Source organism: Paenibacillus pinisoli (assembly GCF_003605435.1).
GTDB lineage: Bacteria > Bacillota > Bacilli > Paenibacillales > Paenibacillaceae > Pristimantibacillus > Pristimantibacillus pinisoli.
Genome location: NZ_QXQB01000002.1, coordinates 1142809 through 1158820, shown reverse-complemented (window position 1 = coordinate 1158820; position 16012 = coordinate 1142809). Strand labels below are relative to the sequence as shown.

The following is a 16012-nucleotide window of genomic DNA, read 5'->3' as shown; positions in this document are numbered from 1 at the left end:
TCATAACCATGCAGGGTGTGCGATTAAAGCAATGACCATGATATGATGTAGGGGACTAATAAAATGAGCGGTATGCCATTCGTCTGGCAGGGGAGAATCGGCCAGACGGCTGCTGCTCGCAGGTTCATGCATTGCGCATTGCTGGGGGGAGAAGCAATTGACGGCTACGTTGCTGTACATAGAGGATGACCGGGAGATTGGGGAATTCGTAAGCGGCCATCTGGAAGCCGGCGGCTATAAGGTGAAGTGGCTTCGGAGCGGGGACCGGGCGCTTGAGGAGGCACAGAATTGCGATCTCGTTATTTTGGACGTCATGCTGCCGGGATTGGATGGATTTACGGTCGGACAGAGGCTGAAGAAGTCGCTGCCGGCGCTGCCCATCCTGCTGTTATCCGCCAGGACGGCTATCGACGACAAGCTGCAAGGCCTGCAGTTTGCAGACGATTATGTGACGAAGCCGTTCCATCCGGATGAGCTGACTGCCCGTATAGAAGTGCTGCTGCGCCGCTTCGGCTCGATTGAAACGGAGTGCCTGCCGGTCAAGCATTTGCTTGTCTACGAACGGGAGAACCGGATCGTGAACCGGGATACGGGCGAGGAGATTGCGCTTAGCGGCAAGCAGTTTCATATCTTTCATTATTTGCTGCGGCATCTGAATCAGATTATGACGAAGGAACAGATCTACGAGGCGGTATGGGGAGAGTCCTATCTCGAAGGCGACAAGACGCTGATGGTTCATATCCGCTATTTGCGAGAGAAGATTGAGAGAAATCCGGCTGCTCCTGAGATCATCGAGACGGTGCGCGGCATCGGCTACAGGGTGAGGGCATGAGCGCCCGCTGGTCTAAGGGCAGAAAGCCGGGCTGGCTGGCGCGGCAATCGTTGCTCACCCGGTACCTCTTGATTGTGCTGGGAGCTTTTCTATTTATTCCGATTATTATCCCGCTGGCAAGCATGCTCTATATGCTCGCCCAACTGGCGATGTACCCCGATACGACCGGGGAGATGAAGTATGGCGGAGCGAGCGAAGTCGAGTCGGCATGGCATGCTGAAGCCGGGAAGATGGAAGGCTTGACGCCGGAGGAGATCGACATACGAATCCGCGCGTTGGCGGACCAATATCCGGACGCCTCCCTCTTCTGGGTCGACGAGGAGGGGAGGACGCGGCTTGAGCTTCCCGAAGGGGCTGCGGGATACGAGCAATGGACAGCAGACAGCGCGATCCGGTTCATGAAAGCAAGCATTAACGGCGATCCGTTCACCGTTGTCTCCTTCCTCGGGAAGGAGAATGGCAGTACAGCCTTTATGGTGCTGCAATTGCCGCGGAGCGAGCTCCATGCCGCTTCCGGCTCCGCGTCCGGTACGCCATTCATTGTCGGCTTCATCTTTCTGATGTTCGCTTTTCTGGCAGCGGTATCGCTGCTGTTCTTCATGCATATCCGCAAGCGGCTACTGGCGCTTCAAGCTGCGATGTCGCTTAGAGATGATCATGGCTTGCCCGCGCCTGTAGAGGAGAAACGGCAGGATGAGATCGGCGGTCTGGAGTCCGCCTTCAACGGCATGGTAGAGCAGCTGAAGGTGGGGCGGCTTAGGCAGACGGAGGAGGAGGAGCTGCGCAAACGGCTGATCTCGAATTTGTCGCATGATCTAAGAACGCCGCTTACCGTGATGAGAGGGCATCTCTATACGCTGAAGAGCGAGCCGCTAACTGATAAGGGCAAGGAAGCGGTCTCCGTTCTGGAGCATAAGACGGAAGGGCTTGGCGGCCTGATTGATAATTTGCTGTCGTATACGCTTATGACCAGCGGGCGTTACCAGCTGTCGCTGGAGCCGCAGGATGTGCTGAGGCTGACGCGCCAGAGCGCCGCATCCTGGTATCCCGTATGGGAGAATGAGGGGATTGAAGCGGACATCAGCTTGCCCGGTGCGCCTCTTGTCTGGAAGGTAGACCGGGAGGGCTTCCGCCGCGTGCTGGACAATCTGTTCCAGAATGTGGTCAGGCATGCGGCGGAGGGCCGTTATATAGGCATCCGCCTGGGTCATCGGGACGGCCAGAGCATCCTGGTTATTGAAGACCGCGGCCCGGGCTTGAATGCCGGCAATGGACATGGAGCGGGCAAGGGGGCAGGCATCGGCCTCGCGATTGTGGAGTATCTGCTGCGGGAGATGGGGCTTGCTTGGCAGCGGGAAAGCTTGGAGCAAGGGACACGCATTTTGATCTACGAATCGAATACTAGTGACGGAGCCGGCGTCTGATGCCGGCTTTTTTTTAAACGAAATTTAAACTTGGCCGTCCCTTCTTTTAACCTGGCGCCGTTATGCTGGTAGTCGAGGTGATGGAAGGTGAAGGAATGGATTATCGAGACGAGCGGTCTCAGCAAGCGATATAAGGGGCGTTATGCGGTATCCAATTTGAATTTGAAGATTGGCAGAGGGGAAATATTCGGCTTTCTCGGGCCGAACGGGGCAGGCAAAACGACGACCATTCGGATGCTGCTCGGCTTGATCCAGCCCAGCGGGGGAAATATTCAAATCTTCGGCCAGCCGCTGCGGCGCAACCGGCTGCAAATCTTAAGAAGAGTAGGCTCCCTGGTCGAATACCCGTCCTACTATGGTCATCTGAGCGCAACAGACAACCTGGAGGCGATTCGGCGCATTATTGATGCGCCCAAGAACAGAATCAGCGAGGTGCTGGACATTGTCGGCCTGTCGAAGGAAGCGAAGCGGCCGGTCAAAGGCTTCTCGCTCGGCATGAAGCAGCGGCTCGGCATAGCCAGCGCCCTGCTCGGCAGCCCTGAGCTGCTGGTGCTCGATGAGCCGACCAACGGCCTCGACCCTGCAGGCATTCTGGAAATTCGCGAGCTGATTAAGGCGATGCCGCGCGAGCATGGCATTACGGTGTTGATCTCCAGCCATCTGCTCAGTGAAGTGGAGCAAATGGCGAATACGGTAGGCATTATCCGCCAAGGAGAGATGGTGTTCCAGGACTCCATGGCGAGCCTGCGGGAGCAAGCGCATGGCAGCATGGCGCTGCGCGTGTCCGATTCGATGAAGGCGATGCGGGTGCTGGCGCAGAGCGGCATTCCATCGCAACATGAAGGAGCGCTGCTCACGATCGGCCAAACGGATGATGAATATGTCGCCAGGGCGGTCAGGGAGCTGGTGGCGAGCGGACATGCCGTATATCGGGTGGAGGAAAGGCGGAAGTCGCTGGAGGAGCTCTTCCTGCGCATTGTCGGGGAGGGCCGGGGCTTATGATGCTGAAGGCAATGCATTCCGACTGGCTCAAGCTTAAGGGAAAAGGGCTGTGGTTTCTCGTATGCCTCGGTCCCGTCGGCTTGATCGCGATGCAGGCGCTTAATTTCGGCTTGCGCTACGACTATTTGAAGAAAAGCTATGCAGCCGACTTATGGGGCGGTTTGCTCAATAATATAGCTGTATTCGTACCGATCGCCCTGCTGATGGGCATTACGATTCTATGCTCGCTTCTCGCCAATATCGAGCATCATACAAGCTCGTGGAAGCAGCTGCTTGCGCTGCCTATCTCGCGGACTGCCGTGTTTTTCTCCAAGTTTGCGGTTGCTGCCATTATGCTTGGCGTATCCTGCATTGTGCTGGCGCTGGGGAGCATAGCGCTTGGTCTGGGGCTTGGCTTCGGATGGGCGCTTCCGCTAGCCGACATTGCCAAGCTTGGCTTCTATCCGTTTATCGCAGCCTTGCCGCTTCTGGCCCTGCTGCTCTGGATGTGCCTCACGCTGCGCAATCAGGCGGTTCCCATCACGCTTGGCGTCGTGCTTGCCGTCTTGTCGATGTTCGCTATCGCGGAATGGCTTCCTCTGACCTGGCCGCTGCTTGCCTACAAAGCGCAGAAGCAGGAGATTTTTTTGGCGGCAGGGGCTCTGGGCGGACTGGTCGTGCTGCTTGCGGGGATGGTTCATTTTGCGAGAAGGGACGTGGACTAGATGAAGCTGAAATCCTTTATGGGCTTGCTGGCCTCCGAACGGCTGAAGCTGGGGCGGTCCCCGATCTGGCTGCTTGTTCCGGTTAGTCCGGTCATCGGACTTGTTATCGGCTTGCTCACATCGCTTGATGGCACATCTGCTGCAGAGCAGTATGCCGTGCTTCAATCGGCAGTGCTTACTCTCCACGCCATGCTGCTGCTGCCGATTCTGACCGGCATCTTCGCTTCGTTCGTATGCCGCTTCGAGCACGGGGGCGGCGGGTGGAAGAGCATGCTGTCGCTGCCCGTGACGAGAAGGGGGCTGTATCTGGCGAAATTCGTGACGGTAGCCGTATTGCTGGGTATTACACAGCTGCTGACGATGGCTGCGCTGGTCTTGGCAACCTATTATCATGACATAGCGGGCGGGATAGACTGGGCCATCGCGTGGCCTTCACTCCTCAGCGGATGGGTGGCCTGCTTGCCGCTAGCGGCTTTGCAGCTGTGGGCTTCCATCGGCTGGAGCAGCTTTGCCGCTCCGCTTGCGATCAATGTGGCTTTTACGCTGCCTAATATCCTGATCGTGAACTCCGCAGATTATGGTCCGTTCTATCCATGGGCCCAGCCCGCGCTTGCCATGCTGTCAGTCAGCGGCGGGGGGATGGACTTCGGCGCCTTTACGCTGCCGATTGAGAATGTGTTGATCACGATCGGTGGAAGCTTTGTCGTGTTTCTGCTGGGAGGCCTTGTCCATATGCAGCGCAAAGAGATTTAGATTCGTTAGCGGTCAAAAACGGCAATGTCTACATGTATGGCGAGTTCGGCGACGAGTTCGTCATGGAAGATCCGTTCTCCCTGGAGATGCAGCTAGAGAAAATCACTTCGTTATTGCTGGCGAAAAAGCAGTAATGCCGTTTCAGATCCAAGAAGCCGAAGGCTAATTAGCCTTCGGCTTTTTTCATTGGGCAGTCAGGATTGTCCATCGTTTGGCAATTAGGTCTGAGTCGGCGATTGCAGGGCGGCGGAACGGCCCGCCATATCCTTGCGTCTATATACGCTAAGCATAAGGCCGACGAGAGCGAATTCCAGGACGGATACAGAACTGAGATGCAGGAACGGCAATTCAATGCCCATGATTGGCAACAAACCGAGACACATGAGCAAATTCCACACGAGACGAATCCCGAACACAGCGCATAAGCCGATCACGAGACCTCTTCCGTAGAAATCATTTGTCTTGAAGGCCATGCGGACAATGCGAACGATAAAAGCCAGGACGAGAAGGGCAACAGCAGCTCCGAATACCCAGCCGAGGCTGTAGATCAGGTAGGAATACATCATTTCGTTGCTTTGATGAGGCAATCGGTTATTAGGGCTGGCAAGTCCTTGTCCCCAGATGCCGCCGGATTGTATGGCTTCGAGGGAGCGTTCAGTCTGGTAGTTGATATTCGGGTCCTTGCCTAGATATCCTGTGATCCTTTCCCATGCATAATTGAACCGTGCGGGCACACGCGTGAACATGATGAAGGCCACAACTCCAAACGACCCGATAATTAAGGTCAAAAAGCGAAGCCTTCCATACAAGAGAAGCATGACGAATAAGCCAAACGAGTAGATAGCGAGCTCTGCTAACCCGGGTGCGGTCAAATAAAAATAAGCTGGAATCATAATTAATATAGCCGCTTGCTTCAGTCCATTCTTGAACTGGCTAAGAAGACCAGGGGAAGGAACAACAGCCTCTTTCTTCTGCATATAGAGAATGCCTGCACATGCGATAATCAGAAGATAAGGAGAGCAGGCAAAAATGTTGAAGCCTACGCTGCCTATCATAATCCATTTCGAAGAGCCATTGACTGTGGGTCCGTACAATTCGGCGATAGCCATCAATATGATTGTCGCCCAATACAGGGGCCACGACAGCTTCAGCAGCTTGCGATAATTGGCGAAGTAGAGGACAACCAGCAGTACGATACCTATTAATCCGCAGACTATTTTCGAAACAGAGGATGAGCTGCCATGCGGCGATTCCGGCAGGGCGAATATAATCGTGAACAGCGCAATGCCAATCATGGCGGCGATTATGCCGATAACGCTCCATTCCGGCTTTGGCTTATGCGCGGCATTGAGGCCGACGCCCACCTGCTTGGCGTCACCCATTTGCTTCACAGCAGTCTGAATGGCTTCCTCTTCGGTTAATGACTCAGCCTCCATTAACTCTTCGATTCGCTCAGTAAGATGCCCGAGCAGTTCAAGCTTAATGTCCTCATGGACATCCTTGGCTTTCACATGAGTGCAAATTTCTTCTATGTAAGCGCCAACCAGAGGATGGCTTGCAAGACGGCCGGTCATAGGCTGCCCTCCCCGATTACGCGGTCAACCGTTGTGCGGAACAGCGTCCATTCCTTATGCTTCTCCTCCAACTGGCGCCGTCCTTCTTCTGTGATGCGGTAATACTTGCGTTTCCGCCCGCCTTCCTCATGCCAATAAGCCTCGACCATGCGCTCTACCTCAAGCGTATGCAGGATCGGGTACAGGGTTCCTTCCTTGAAGGTGAATACACTCGCTGAACTCCGTTCAATTTCCTTCGTCATCTCATAGCCATACATATCCTTTCGGCTAAGCAACGACAGAATAAGGATGACAGTGCTTCCCTTCATCAGTTCTTTGTTGATTTTCATGGCTTCGTATCATCTCCTCCTATACCTTTATTTTCAATGCATCGAATATCTAGGTATAAGTATATAATCACATTCACGATATTTCAAGGCGTAAACGGCAATGGGAGCCCAAAAAAGAATGAACCCGATCCGTCAGATAATGGATCGGGTTGAATGGAGCGATTCCGGACTTGTCCAATGCGGACCAATCACTTCTGCTGGCATAAGCAGCCGCCGGCGAAAGATGCCTTCGCCAAGGCGGCTGCTAGGTCGGGATTCCGGCTGCAACCCGAGTTTCTTGGCTGTATGCTTCTTACATTTGGATTTGCGTCTGCGAGTCGCAGCGCAGAGGGTTAGGCGAACCATCCGTTCGGTTGTCCCATCCAGATATAAATGCTCATGAGGCCGAATAGCAGCAGGGTGAACGATACAAGCACGCTGGTATGCCGCATAATGGCGTTGGGCATTAGGCGATGCAGCGTAGTGGAGGCATCTCTGCCGCCAATAATGAATACAACAAGCAGGGTGTGTACGACGGCGTGGCCGATAATTTCGGTTACTCCGAATATCGTGGTCGTCATCAGGAAAAGTCCAGTGAGCATAAGCGCGCTGAATCGGTTCAATAGTCCGGCGATAAACGCCCAAGCCAGTCCAAGTTCGATGAAGGCGCTGATCAGGACAAAGTCTTCGACCGTAAAGCCTAAGGAAGGAATGCCGTATTCGTGCATCAGCGAGCAAGCCAGCTTGGCGAGCGTAAATTTCTCCATCGCCAGCCAGGCGAGCGAGACTCCCGAGAATAGATAGAGTACGATGGGGTAAGTGTGATGAAGGCGTGTATTCGCGACGAACAGCGTGTAGATGATGCCGAGGTAAAACATATAGTCAAGCGCATGAAACAAACCATATTGGCGTGAAACGATAATGTAAAGCGTAAGAATAGCGGCTCCGCTTATGACAAGCGTTCGCTTGTGGATTAAACCTAGAATAGCAATGGTCAGAATCACATAGACTCCAGGATCATTAGATACAAGTGTCGGCGCCAGGTAGGTGCCGGTAGCCAGCTGCATAATCAGCCCGATGCCGAGCCCAATTCGAAGGACTGTAAGCATATGGGGCTTAAGCCGATTCATGAACCGGTCGACGGCAAGGCTCCAAGGGTGGCGGTTAATATAAGGCGTGCTCAAGGAAACGATTAGCAGGACGAATAGGGTAAAACCTAGCCAAAAGAGAAACGTAGGGGTTATAACGCGAACAAGGTCCTGCGGTGTCCAGTCATGGTCCCGAATGAACCATTTGACGTGCAAGAGAACCGGGACATAGGCCGGCGAGGCAGGGAACATATTGTAAACCTCCTTCAATCATCGGATTCGTACATAGCTGGAATGATCGGCATGGTTTATACATTATGTTGGACTCCCCCTGATGGTATGGACATTGCAATCCGAATACGCGAATGCGTTCCCTCCTCTGCAAAAAACAGTTATAAAAAAACGTAATTAGCATACCTCCTATACAATGCCGTTTTCAACCGCTAAAATGACTAATTCATGCAAAATCATTGAAATTTCCCCCAATTCTCACAAAAATCTCCCTTACAAAAGTTGGAGTCATTCACTACGATAGGGGTGGGACATGTATGATCCATATGCGTCCTAAGACCGACATCGAGCGGGGGTGTTTCACAAGTTGAACGTTGAAATCATTGTCTTGCACATACCGTCCGTTATGGGGATGGATGATTATAACTGGCTGCTGAATCAGGTATCCGATGAGAAGCGGGGGAAAGTCAAGAAGCTGCGGTTTTTGAAGGACGCGTACCGGACGCTGCTAGGTGAAGCGCTCGTGCGCGCTGCCATTATGAGTCGGCTGGGGCTCTGCAAGGAGCAAATTCGATTTGACAAGAATGAATATGGCAAGCCATCGTTAATCGGCCATAGCTCCTTCCATTTCAATGTTTCCCATTCGGGAGAATGGGTTGCCGTATTCGTAAGCCAGGCTCTGGTAGGCGTGGATGTGGAGGAGATTAAGCCGATTGATATGAACATAGCGGAATCATTCCTGTCCGAACGGGAGTATCAGGGGCTGATGTCGTATCCTCACGGGGAGCGCCTGCCGCACTTCTATGAGCTGTGGACGCTTAAGGAGAGCTATATCAAGTGCAGGGGAGAAGGGCTCTCGATTCCTCTTCACTCCTTCTCCATTACAGTGAATGAGGATCGCAGCATTACGCTGGAGCCGGAAGGCGAGCCATTTTATTTCAGGACATATGAGCTGGATGAGAACCATAAGCTGGCAGCTTGCTCTGAGGCCGAGCAGTTTCCTTTGAATGTGACAAGATGGAGCTTTGAGGAGCTTCGGATCATGCTGGAGTGGGACTGGTCGAAAGGAATTATATAAACCGTACGAAGAACGAGAGCCTCTGCCCGTCAAGGGAGAGGCTCTCATTCTTCGTATCTCATAAGAGCCTTCGTAGAGGCTTCGATCATTCGTCTTCGCATATAGCCTTCGTCAATGACTTTGACGCGAAGTCCCAGGAAGCGGATTTTGGATAGAAGAAACTCGCTTTCATCAGCCAGATGCTGAATATGGATGCGGTACGTATCAGAGGCTTCTTCATAGGATACCTTTTTGTCAAAGCAGGAGAAGGCTGACAGTATGCGGGACAGCTCTGCGTTATACTGCGGGATGACCTCGACAAGCGCTGTCCGCTTGCGCTGCTCTAGCAACTGGAGGAGCCTTGCTTTGGCGGAGGCTGCGCGTTCCATGGGCAGATCCCACGCATGAAGCTCCACAATATTGCGAAGCTTGGTCGACATCAGGCTGTGCTGGCGCGTGCCGTACCATAGCAGATACCACTCCCGCTTCACCATGGAATATTCCAGCTTGTAAGGAATGCCGGTCTGGTTGGCTTTTTGTCCTCCGTGCTTCAGTGCGGTCGTTAATCGGATGCCTTGCTCCTTAATAATGAACCGCCGAAGCTGACGCAGCAGCGGATGGTACACATGCCGCTCCTTGTTCCTGCCTTTCTCGACAATGATGCGCTGCAGATGGAAGGGCTCTTCGCCCTGAAGCAGCATATTCAGCTTATCCAGCGTCTCAGGCGCAAAGGCGTGACGGGCTGCCTCCAGCTCCAGCATCGATTTCAGCCATATCCGCTCCTGCGAGGTAAGGGCGAAAGCGCCGGTCTCCTCCATCCGCGATAAGATTTGATAATTAAAGATCTTCTCGAACGGGTTCATAGTAGGACTGAATCTCCTTCCATTCCGCGATAAATTCCTTGCGCAGCCACGGCGGGGCGAGCACCTCGCAGCTGGAGCCGAAGCTCCGCAGCCATGGCTTGATCTCCGTTATGCCGTTCACGACGATTTCGTAGATGAACGTCGTCTCCGACTCCTCCGTAATCGTCCCCCACTGTCCTTGCGATTCCACACGCTCCCGGACGAAATCATGAGCCGAGCCCTCTGGCCGGAAGAAGCGCACTTTGACAGTCAGCGGTCTCATGGAATCGATCACCCAGCTTTGCTGCAGCTGTCTCTCGGCGTGGGCAAGACGCATGCCGAACTCATCCTCCGTTACAGCATCGCTTAATTCCACCCCCGTTAATCCCTCCATACGGAATTTCATGACGCCTTGCTTGCCATGCGCGATCAAGTACCATCTGCCATATTGATGGTCATAGATAACCTTCAGCGGCAGCACGGTAAGATCGATGCCTTCCGATTCCCGCTCGAAGAGCGGATTGGTATTCCTGGCGGCGTAACGCTTCTCCTTCTTCGGCGACAGGTAGAGGAAAGCCAGCTTGCGTCTTGCCTCGATCGCCTGATAGATCGTATTGAGATGCGCTTCGTCCAGAATGCGGGAGTGATAGTGGTATTTGTACACATGAGAATCGGTAATGTCCGCCTCAAGACCTCTTAGCCGCAGTGCCTTCTTCAAAGTATCTCGCAGCAAATAGCCCTGCACGGACGGAATCTGCGTATTGGCTAATATATCTACATAGTCATAGAGATCAATGAGCTCATCGTCTGTCAACATATCGACCAGATCGGTGGATGCGCGGTATCGATAGGGCCTTTTGCCGTCCATACGAAAGATAACTCCGATTTCCTCCAAATATTTCAGATCCCCGCGAATCGTTTTTTCGTCAGGCACCGGATAGTCGGCGGGCATGCTCTCGCTGCATCTATCCATCAGCTCCATAGCGGTTAATGCTTGCTCGCGCATAGCCGAGAGCAGCAGAGACAGACGCATGCTCTCGGACGCTTTAATCGATTTGGCCCGGTAGAGGAACAGCAGCAGCGGGTCGGCTGACTCATAGTGATTGTATCGGATCGCCTCTGTCAGCTCCATGCCTTGCTCGCCTGAGAGGCCTTGCTGATTGGCGTTCATCATTTCTTTCAAGTAGCGCAGCGTTTTGTCATAGGTATGTACAGAGATGCCGAGACGCGCGGCGAATTGCTGCCGGTTATAGGCATCCCCGGTCAGCGCAAGCAGCCGAAGAAACTGGATTTCCTTGTCGAAGCTCTCTCTTGCCATAGCCGCATCACCTCGCTGATTGGATTCGTTGAATCGTTTACGCTTTATTCTATCAAAAGGATAGTGTGGTGGAAATGGAGGTTTTTTCTTCGGGTCGCCATACTTTCGCCCTGTTCGCGCACGCGCAGATGAAGGACAATAGGGTCAACAAGAAGACGGCGTATGGATTAGGGAGAGGTTCAGATGACAGAGATGACTACGAAAATCAAGCAAGAGCTGAAGCTGCTGGAACGCGAGGAGGGGATTCGCATCCTCTATGCGTGTGAATCGGGCAGCAGGGCATGGGGCTTTCCGTCGCAGGACAGCGATTATGATGTGCGCTTCATCTATGTGCGTCCTGTCGATTGGTATCTCTCGATCTTTGAGAAGCGGGATGTGATCGAGCGCCCGATCAGCGATATGCTCGATATAAGCGGATGGGACCTAAGGAAGACGCTGAACCTGTTCCGCAAGTCCAATCCGCCGCTTATGGAATGGCTGGACTCACCCGTTATCTATGGCGAAGCATGCGGGACGGCGGAGCGGTTGCGCGGGCTTAGCGAAAAGGCGTATTCCCCGAAGGCAAGCATCTATCATTACTTGCACATGGCGCGGGGCAACTACAGGACTTACCTGCAAGGCGATGTTGTTCGCATTAAGAAATACTTCTACGTTCTGCGGCCCATCCTCGCTTGCGAATGGATATTGCGCAAGGGCGCGATGCCGCCAATGGCATTCGAGAGTCTGGTGAATGAGCTGCTACCGAGAGGAGGCGAGCTTGACCGGCTGATCGGAGAGCTGCTTGCCCGCAAGAAGGCAGGCGACGAGTTGGACGATGAACCAAGGCTTCCGGCGATTAACGCCTATATCGAGGAGCGGCTCGCCTCGCTGGAGCAAGCGGCAGCCCGGCTGCCAGGCGCGAAGTCAGATATTGACATGGAGCTGGATGCGTTGTTCCGCGAGTTGTTGATGGAAGCTTGGAATAAATAGATCGTTTTTGATGAAAAGAGGGTATGGACCATGGCAATCGTACAATTAACATCGACCAATCCGCAGTTTACGTTTCTTATTCGGAAAAATCCCGGCAGCGGCATGCTGCTGCGGCCAATCCGCCAGGGCATGTCATATGGCTGGTATTCCGATCATTCGGCCTTCAATGTTTATTTCAAGGATGCGGACAATGGCATTTCCTATAAGAAGCATGAGCAGGACAACTTTGAATATTTGAATGTGTCTCGTTACAACACGCCTATGTTTCCGCTTAATGCGATTAACGAATATTTCTCCTCTCCGTTCAAGGCACATGATGAGCGGGATTCGGAAGGCTTCAAGCACACATTCTTTATCAATATGATCCACGTGCAACGGTCGCATTATATCGATTTTTTCCAAAAGCATATGCCGGAGTATGAGTTCAGCCTGCAGCATCAATCCTACAAGAGCTATTCACTTGCGGTCAGTACAGAGAAAAGCCTTTATCACTTGCTTCATACGGTCAGCGTGCTGTGCTTGTTCCTGTCGATGTTCGGCGAAGAGTACATTGATATTTCTGATGAAATTCTGGATAAGTATATCCGCAGCTTGAATGTGATCGACGCGCCATTCTATATCCGCAGCTTGTTCGCCCGCAATTTCCTCGTTACCCGCGAGAGATTCGGCCGGTATAAATCCGAGATTGAGCGGACGAACCGCTACCGGATTGAGCTGCAGCATGGAAGCACGGCGCATCAGCGGAGAAGCTATATTAAAAGCCTGCTCAAATTTGACCTGCCTATCCTGGATGTAGGCTGCGGCGAAGGCTTCTATGCGATTCCGTTCGCCAGCAAGCTCGAAAGCATGTATTATGCGATCGATACCAACGAGGAATTGCATCAAGTGGTAGATCGCAAAGCGGCTGCGAAGGAAATCGATAATATCGCTTTGTACCTGTCTATCGATCATTACTTGGAGACGTACAATGGCGAACAAGTTGATATTATATTGACCGAAGTGATCGAGCATATGACGGAGGATGAAGCGTCGGCGCTCATCAGGCAGCTATGTGCGGAGGTCTCTTTCCGCCAGCTTATCGTGACAACGCCCAATGCCGATTTCAATAAGTTCTACGAAATTGAAGGGTTCCGGCATGACGATCACAAGTGGGAGATGGGGCAAGCGCCGTTCCGGCAATGGTTCGGCGACGCGGTTGCCCATACGGGATTGGCTTATGAATTTGTAGATATTGGCGATCGCGTCAACGGCGTACATACGACGCAAGGCGTTATCGTCCACGGAAGGGAGGTTCAGCTGTGAATATAGCCGTTAAGGTTCATACGATATTTATGCTGGTCGGGCCGACAGAATGCGGCAAGTCGACCTTTGCAAGAGAAGTGCTTATCCCTCAATTGATGAAAGTTGAATCGTCCGTGAATGCGCGGACCAATGTGCAATATTTGTCCTCCGACGCCATCCGGCAAGAGCTGCTGGGCCATCCGTACGACAAATATGACCAGGTGATGCTGGAGAGCAGCTCGCATGCATTCGCGCTGTTATTTGACAGATTGAAGCTCGTAACGTCCTTTCCGATTAACGCTGAGTTTGTCGTGCTGGATACATTGGGGCTTGCGGAGGATTTCCGCAGCAAAGTTCGAGAGGTTGCTCAGGACAACAATTATAACGTAGAGGTTGTTTTGTTCGATTACCGCAAGCGGGAAGACTACTATGCTTCCGAGCGCTCAAGAAAGCTGATCAGCGGCCATTTGACGCGGCTGAAGCGGGAAGTCCTGCCGGTGCTGTCGAGAGAGGGCTACGGGAATATTCATAAAGTCAGAGCAAAGGATTTCTTAGATCCTGCAAGCGGTGGCGCGAATAGCGAATATAAGGTGGATATTCAGGACTGGAATGATTACATGAGTGTCCATCTGCCTAAGGATCAAGAGCATATCGTCGTAGGCGACGTTCACGAATGTGTCTCTGAGCTCCAAGGGTTGTTGAAGGGCTATGGCTTTCAGGTGGAAGGCGGCAAGCTTCAACGTACGGATAAGGTTAAAGCTGGGAAAGTTATCTTGGCTGGAGACTGGATCGATAAAGGGAAGCAGACGCGTGAAACCGTAGAATTTCTATATGAGAACCAGGAGCATTTCTTATTCGTATTGGGCAATCACGAGAATTTTGTATCGAAATACTTGAATGGCGACGTAAAAGGGGCGGACCCCGAGCTCTTGAAGGATTATTTCGATTCGGTATCTGTTCTCGCCGAGGATGCGGAGCTGCGCCGGAAGTTTGATTGTCTCGTCGGGCTATCGAAGCCTTTCTATCGACGCAACGGTACCGAGGGACCGTCCTATTATGTCACGCATGCGCCATGCCGGAACAAATATATCGGCAAGCTCGATGCCAACTCTGTACGCCATCAGCGCAGCTTCCGGCTGGACCGCGGTCAATCGACGGAGGAGCAAATCGCCTTCCTGGCTGATGAAGCGGTCGGCAATCATCCGTATCACATCTTTGGACATATTGCCGCAAAGCAAGCCTTCCGAATCAAGAACAAGCTTCATATTGATGCGGGATGCGTGCATGGCAACGCTCTGGCCTCCGTTACGATCAGCTTCAAGCCATTCTTCAAGAGCTTCCGCTCTCAGCATGCCGCGATGGCAGAGACGCTGCCGGTTTTGTTCCAGTCAGAGAAAAAGGTAGATGTGCGGGAGCTGGATGAGGAGTCGCTGCGGAGGCTGCGTTACAGCTCCAGGCATAAAATCAACTTTGTTTCCGGCACGATGTCTCCTGCTGACAAGGATATGGAGACGGGGGAGCTGGAGTCGCTTGCTAAGGGTCTGGATTACTTCCGTGACCGCGGGGCTCATCAAGTCGTTCTGCAGCCCAAATATATGGGCTCCAGATGCAATATCTATCTGTTCCGCGAGCTGGATCGTTGTTATGCGGTCAGCCGCAATGGATACAAGATGAAGTCGGTCGATATGACTAATGTATATGAGCGCATGCTTGAGCGTTTGAATGATTATATGGACACGAATGGAATCGAAGGAATGATACTGGACGGTGAGCTGATGCCGTGGAAGGCCCTCGGCGAAGGGCTAATTGACCGTCAATTCAAGCCGATCGAGAAGGCGCTGGAGACGGAGATTCAATTTTTGAAGGCTTTCCGTTTTGAAGATGCGCTGCAAGGTCTGATTGGGCAATACGAAGCAAGCGGCTTCGAGAAGGATCAGCATACGCTGTCCAAGGCAGTCCTGTCCGAGAAATTCGGACCGCATGTCTATCAGAACTATAAATATGTGCGGGAGATCAGAGATTCCTTCATGCCGTTAAGCATGCATGAGAAGGCTTATGAGACGTATGTCCGGCAGATGGAATTATATGCGAGAGACGAGGAGCTTGCCTTCAAGCCTTTTGCGATACTGAAAGAAATACTGGCGAGCGGCGAAGAACGGATACCGGCTGTCCCTACATCTGAGATGTATCGTCTGCTGACGGACGATCAGTGTCTGGAGCTTGATTTGAACGATGAGGGAGCTTATGGGCTTGCGCAGCAGTTCTTTAATCAATTAACGATCGAGCAGGGTATGGAAGGCGTCGTGATCAAGCCAGAGCATGAAGCGCAGGATACTGTACCGTATATGAAGGTAAGAAACCCGGGCTATTTGTCGATCATATATGGATATGACTATCGGTTCCCGCACAAGTACAATAAGCTGATGAAGCAGAAGAACATTTTGCCGAAGCTGAAAACATCGGCGAATGAATACCGTCTTGGCAAGCAATTGCTGGCGATTAAGCTGGAGGATATTTCGCCGGACCATGAAGGATACCGGAAAGCGGCGGCGAACATCCTGTTCGAGGTTGCCAAGGAGAAGGAGATTGACCCTAGATTATAGGAAGCAAGCGTATAAGGAGAGAAGTA

General features: G+C 52.6%; 15 protein-coding genes. 10 read left to right on the top strand and 5 right to left on the bottom strand.

Going from position 1 to position 16012, the window contains the following annotated elements; all coding sequences use genetic code 11:
- The first annotated feature begins 63 nt into the window (after positions 1-63).
- From D3P09_RS28320 to D3P09_RS12470, 6 genes are all read left to right on the top strand, one after another.
- Positions 64-189 carry a hypothetical protein gene (locus D3P09_RS28320; RefSeq protein ID WP_279387125.1) on the top strand — a complete coding sequence of 42 codons (126 nt, stop codon included), beginning with the start codon at positions 64-66 and terminating at the stop codon, positions 187-189.
- Positions 158-832: a response regulator transcription factor gene (locus D3P09_RS12490; RefSeq protein ID WP_120110198.1), complete on the top strand. Its 675-nt coding sequence runs from the start codon at positions 158-160 to the stop codon at positions 830-832. The genes D3P09_RS28320 and D3P09_RS12490 overlap by 32 nt, the downstream gene beginning before the upstream one ends.
- On the top strand, positions 829-2256 hold the full coding sequence (locus D3P09_RS12485; protein ID WP_120110196.1) for an ATP-binding response regulator: 1428 nt from the start codon (positions 829-831) through the stop codon (positions 2254-2256). Before D3P09_RS12490 ends, D3P09_RS12485 begins: the two co-directional genes overlap by 4 nt.
- 87 nt (positions 2257-2343) lie before the next feature.
- Entirely contained in the window at positions 2344-3258 is a 915-nt protein-coding gene (locus D3P09_RS12480) for an ABC transporter ATP-binding protein (RefSeq protein WP_120110195.1), read from the top strand.
- The gene (locus tag D3P09_RS12475) at positions 3255-3962 is read left to right on the top strand and encodes an ABC transporter permease (protein ID WP_120110193.1); all 708 of its coding nucleotides are present in this window, start codon (positions 3255-3257) and stop codon (positions 3960-3962) included. Before D3P09_RS12480 ends, D3P09_RS12475 begins: the two co-directional genes overlap by 4 nt.
- Entirely contained in the window at positions 3963-4715 is a 753-nt protein-coding gene (locus tag D3P09_RS12470; protein ID WP_120110192.1) for an ABC transporter permease, read from the top strand.
- A 218-nt stretch (positions 4716-4933) separates the two neighbouring features.
- Here the strand turns inward: D3P09_RS12470 and D3P09_RS12460 are convergent, their stop codons facing one another.
- From D3P09_RS12460 to D3P09_RS12450, 3 genes are all read right to left on the bottom strand, one after another.
- The gene (locus tag D3P09_RS12460) at positions 4934-6289 is read right to left on the bottom strand and encodes an FtsW/RodA/SpoVE family cell cycle protein (protein ID WP_120110190.1); all 1356 of its coding nucleotides are present in this window, start codon (positions 6287-6289) and stop codon (positions 4934-4936) included.
- Entirely contained in the window at positions 6286-6618 is a 333-nt protein-coding gene (locus D3P09_RS12455) for a PadR family transcriptional regulator (protein ID WP_120110188.1), read from the bottom strand. Before D3P09_RS12455 ends, D3P09_RS12460 begins: the two co-directional genes overlap by 4 nt.
- Before the next feature lie 332 nt (positions 6619-6950).
- Positions 6951-7937 (bottom strand): hypothetical protein, encoded by a 987-nt coding sequence (locus D3P09_RS12450; protein WP_120110186.1) that lies wholly within the window; start codon positions 7935-7937, stop codon positions 6951-6953.
- Positions 7938-8283: 346 nt separating this feature from the next.
- On the opposite strand from D3P09_RS12450, the gene D3P09_RS12445 reads away from it, so the two are divergent.
- Positions 8284-8994 carry a 4'-phosphopantetheinyl transferase family protein gene (locus D3P09_RS12445; RefSeq protein WP_120110185.1) on the top strand — a complete coding sequence of 237 codons (711 nt, stop codon included), beginning with the start codon at positions 8284-8286 and terminating at the stop codon, positions 8992-8994.
- A 44-nt stretch (positions 8995-9038) separates the two neighbouring features.
- Here the strand turns inward: D3P09_RS12445 and D3P09_RS12440 are convergent, their stop codons facing one another.
- Both D3P09_RS12440 and D3P09_RS12435 read right to left on the bottom strand, forming a co-directional pair.
- Complete coding sequence (locus tag D3P09_RS12440; RefSeq protein ID WP_120110183.1) at positions 9039-9836, bottom strand: WYL domain-containing protein; 798 nt, start codon at positions 9834-9836, stop codon at positions 9039-9041.
- Complete coding sequence (locus D3P09_RS12435; RefSeq protein WP_120110182.1) at positions 9811-11133, bottom strand: helix-turn-helix transcriptional regulator; 1323 nt, start codon at positions 11131-11133, stop codon at positions 9811-9813. Before D3P09_RS12435 ends, D3P09_RS12440 begins: the two co-directional genes overlap by 26 nt.
- Before the next feature lie 183 nt (positions 11134-11316).
- Here D3P09_RS12435 and D3P09_RS12430 point away from each other — a divergent pair, with 183 nt between their 5' ends.
- From D3P09_RS12430 to D3P09_RS12420, 3 genes are read left to right on the top strand one after another with little or no spacing between them, the layout of a single operon-like run.
- Positions 11317-12102, top strand: coding sequence for a nucleotidyltransferase domain-containing protein (locus tag D3P09_RS12430; RefSeq protein ID WP_120110180.1), 786 nt, complete (start codon positions 11317-11319; stop codon positions 12100-12102).
- A gap of 30 nt (positions 12103-12132) precedes the next feature.
- Positions 12133-13404 carry a methyltransferase domain-containing protein gene (locus tag D3P09_RS12425; protein WP_120110179.1) on the top strand — a complete coding sequence of 424 codons (1272 nt, stop codon included), beginning with the start codon at positions 12133-12135 and terminating at the stop codon, positions 13402-13404.
- Entirely contained in the window at positions 13401-15986 is a 2586-nt protein-coding gene (locus D3P09_RS12420) for a metallophosphoesterase (protein ID WP_120110177.1), read from the top strand. Before D3P09_RS12425 ends, D3P09_RS12420 begins: the two co-directional genes overlap by 4 nt.
- The last annotated feature ends 26 nt before the right edge of the window (positions 15987-16012 follow it).

Coding starts and splice junctions, on each gene's coding strand:
- D3P09_RS28320 (WP_279387125.1), top strand. CDS start 64: ATGAGCGGTATGCCATTCGTCTGGCAGGGGAGAATCGGCCAGACGGCT.
- D3P09_RS12485 (WP_120110196.1), top strand. CDS start 829: ATGAGCGCCCGCTGGTCTAAGGGCAGAAAGCCGGGCTGGCTGGCGCGG.
- D3P09_RS12475 (WP_120110193.1), top strand. CDS start 3,255: ATGATGCTGAAGGCAATGCATTCCGACTGGCTCAAGCTTAAGGGAAAA.
- D3P09_RS12470 (WP_120110192.1), top strand. CDS start 3,963: ATGAAGCTGAAATCCTTTATGGGCTTGCTGGCCTCCGAACGGCTGAAG.
- D3P09_RS12460 (WP_120110190.1), bottom strand. CDS start 6,289: ATGACCGGCCGTCTTGCAAGCCATCCTCTGGTTGGCGCTTACATAGAA.
- D3P09_RS12455 (WP_120110188.1), bottom strand. CDS start 6,618: ATGAAAATCAACAAAGAACTGATGAAGGGAAGCACTGTCATCCTTATT.
- D3P09_RS12450 (WP_120110186.1), bottom strand. CDS start 7,937: ATGTTCCCTGCCTCGCCGGCCTATGTCCCGGTTCTCTTGCACGTCAAA.
- D3P09_RS12440 (WP_120110183.1), bottom strand. CDS start 9,836: ATGAACCCGTTCGAGAAGATCTTTAATTATCAAATCTTATCGCGGATG.
- D3P09_RS12435 (WP_120110182.1), bottom strand. CDS start 11,133: ATGGCAAGAGAGAGCTTCGACAAGGAAATCCAGTTTCTTCGGCTGCTT.
- D3P09_RS12430 (WP_120110180.1), top strand. CDS start 11,317: ATGACAGAGATGACTACGAAAATCAAGCAAGAGCTGAAGCTGCTGGAA.
- D3P09_RS12425 (WP_120110179.1), top strand. CDS start 12,133: ATGGCAATCGTACAATTAACATCGACCAATCCGCAGTTTACGTTTCTT.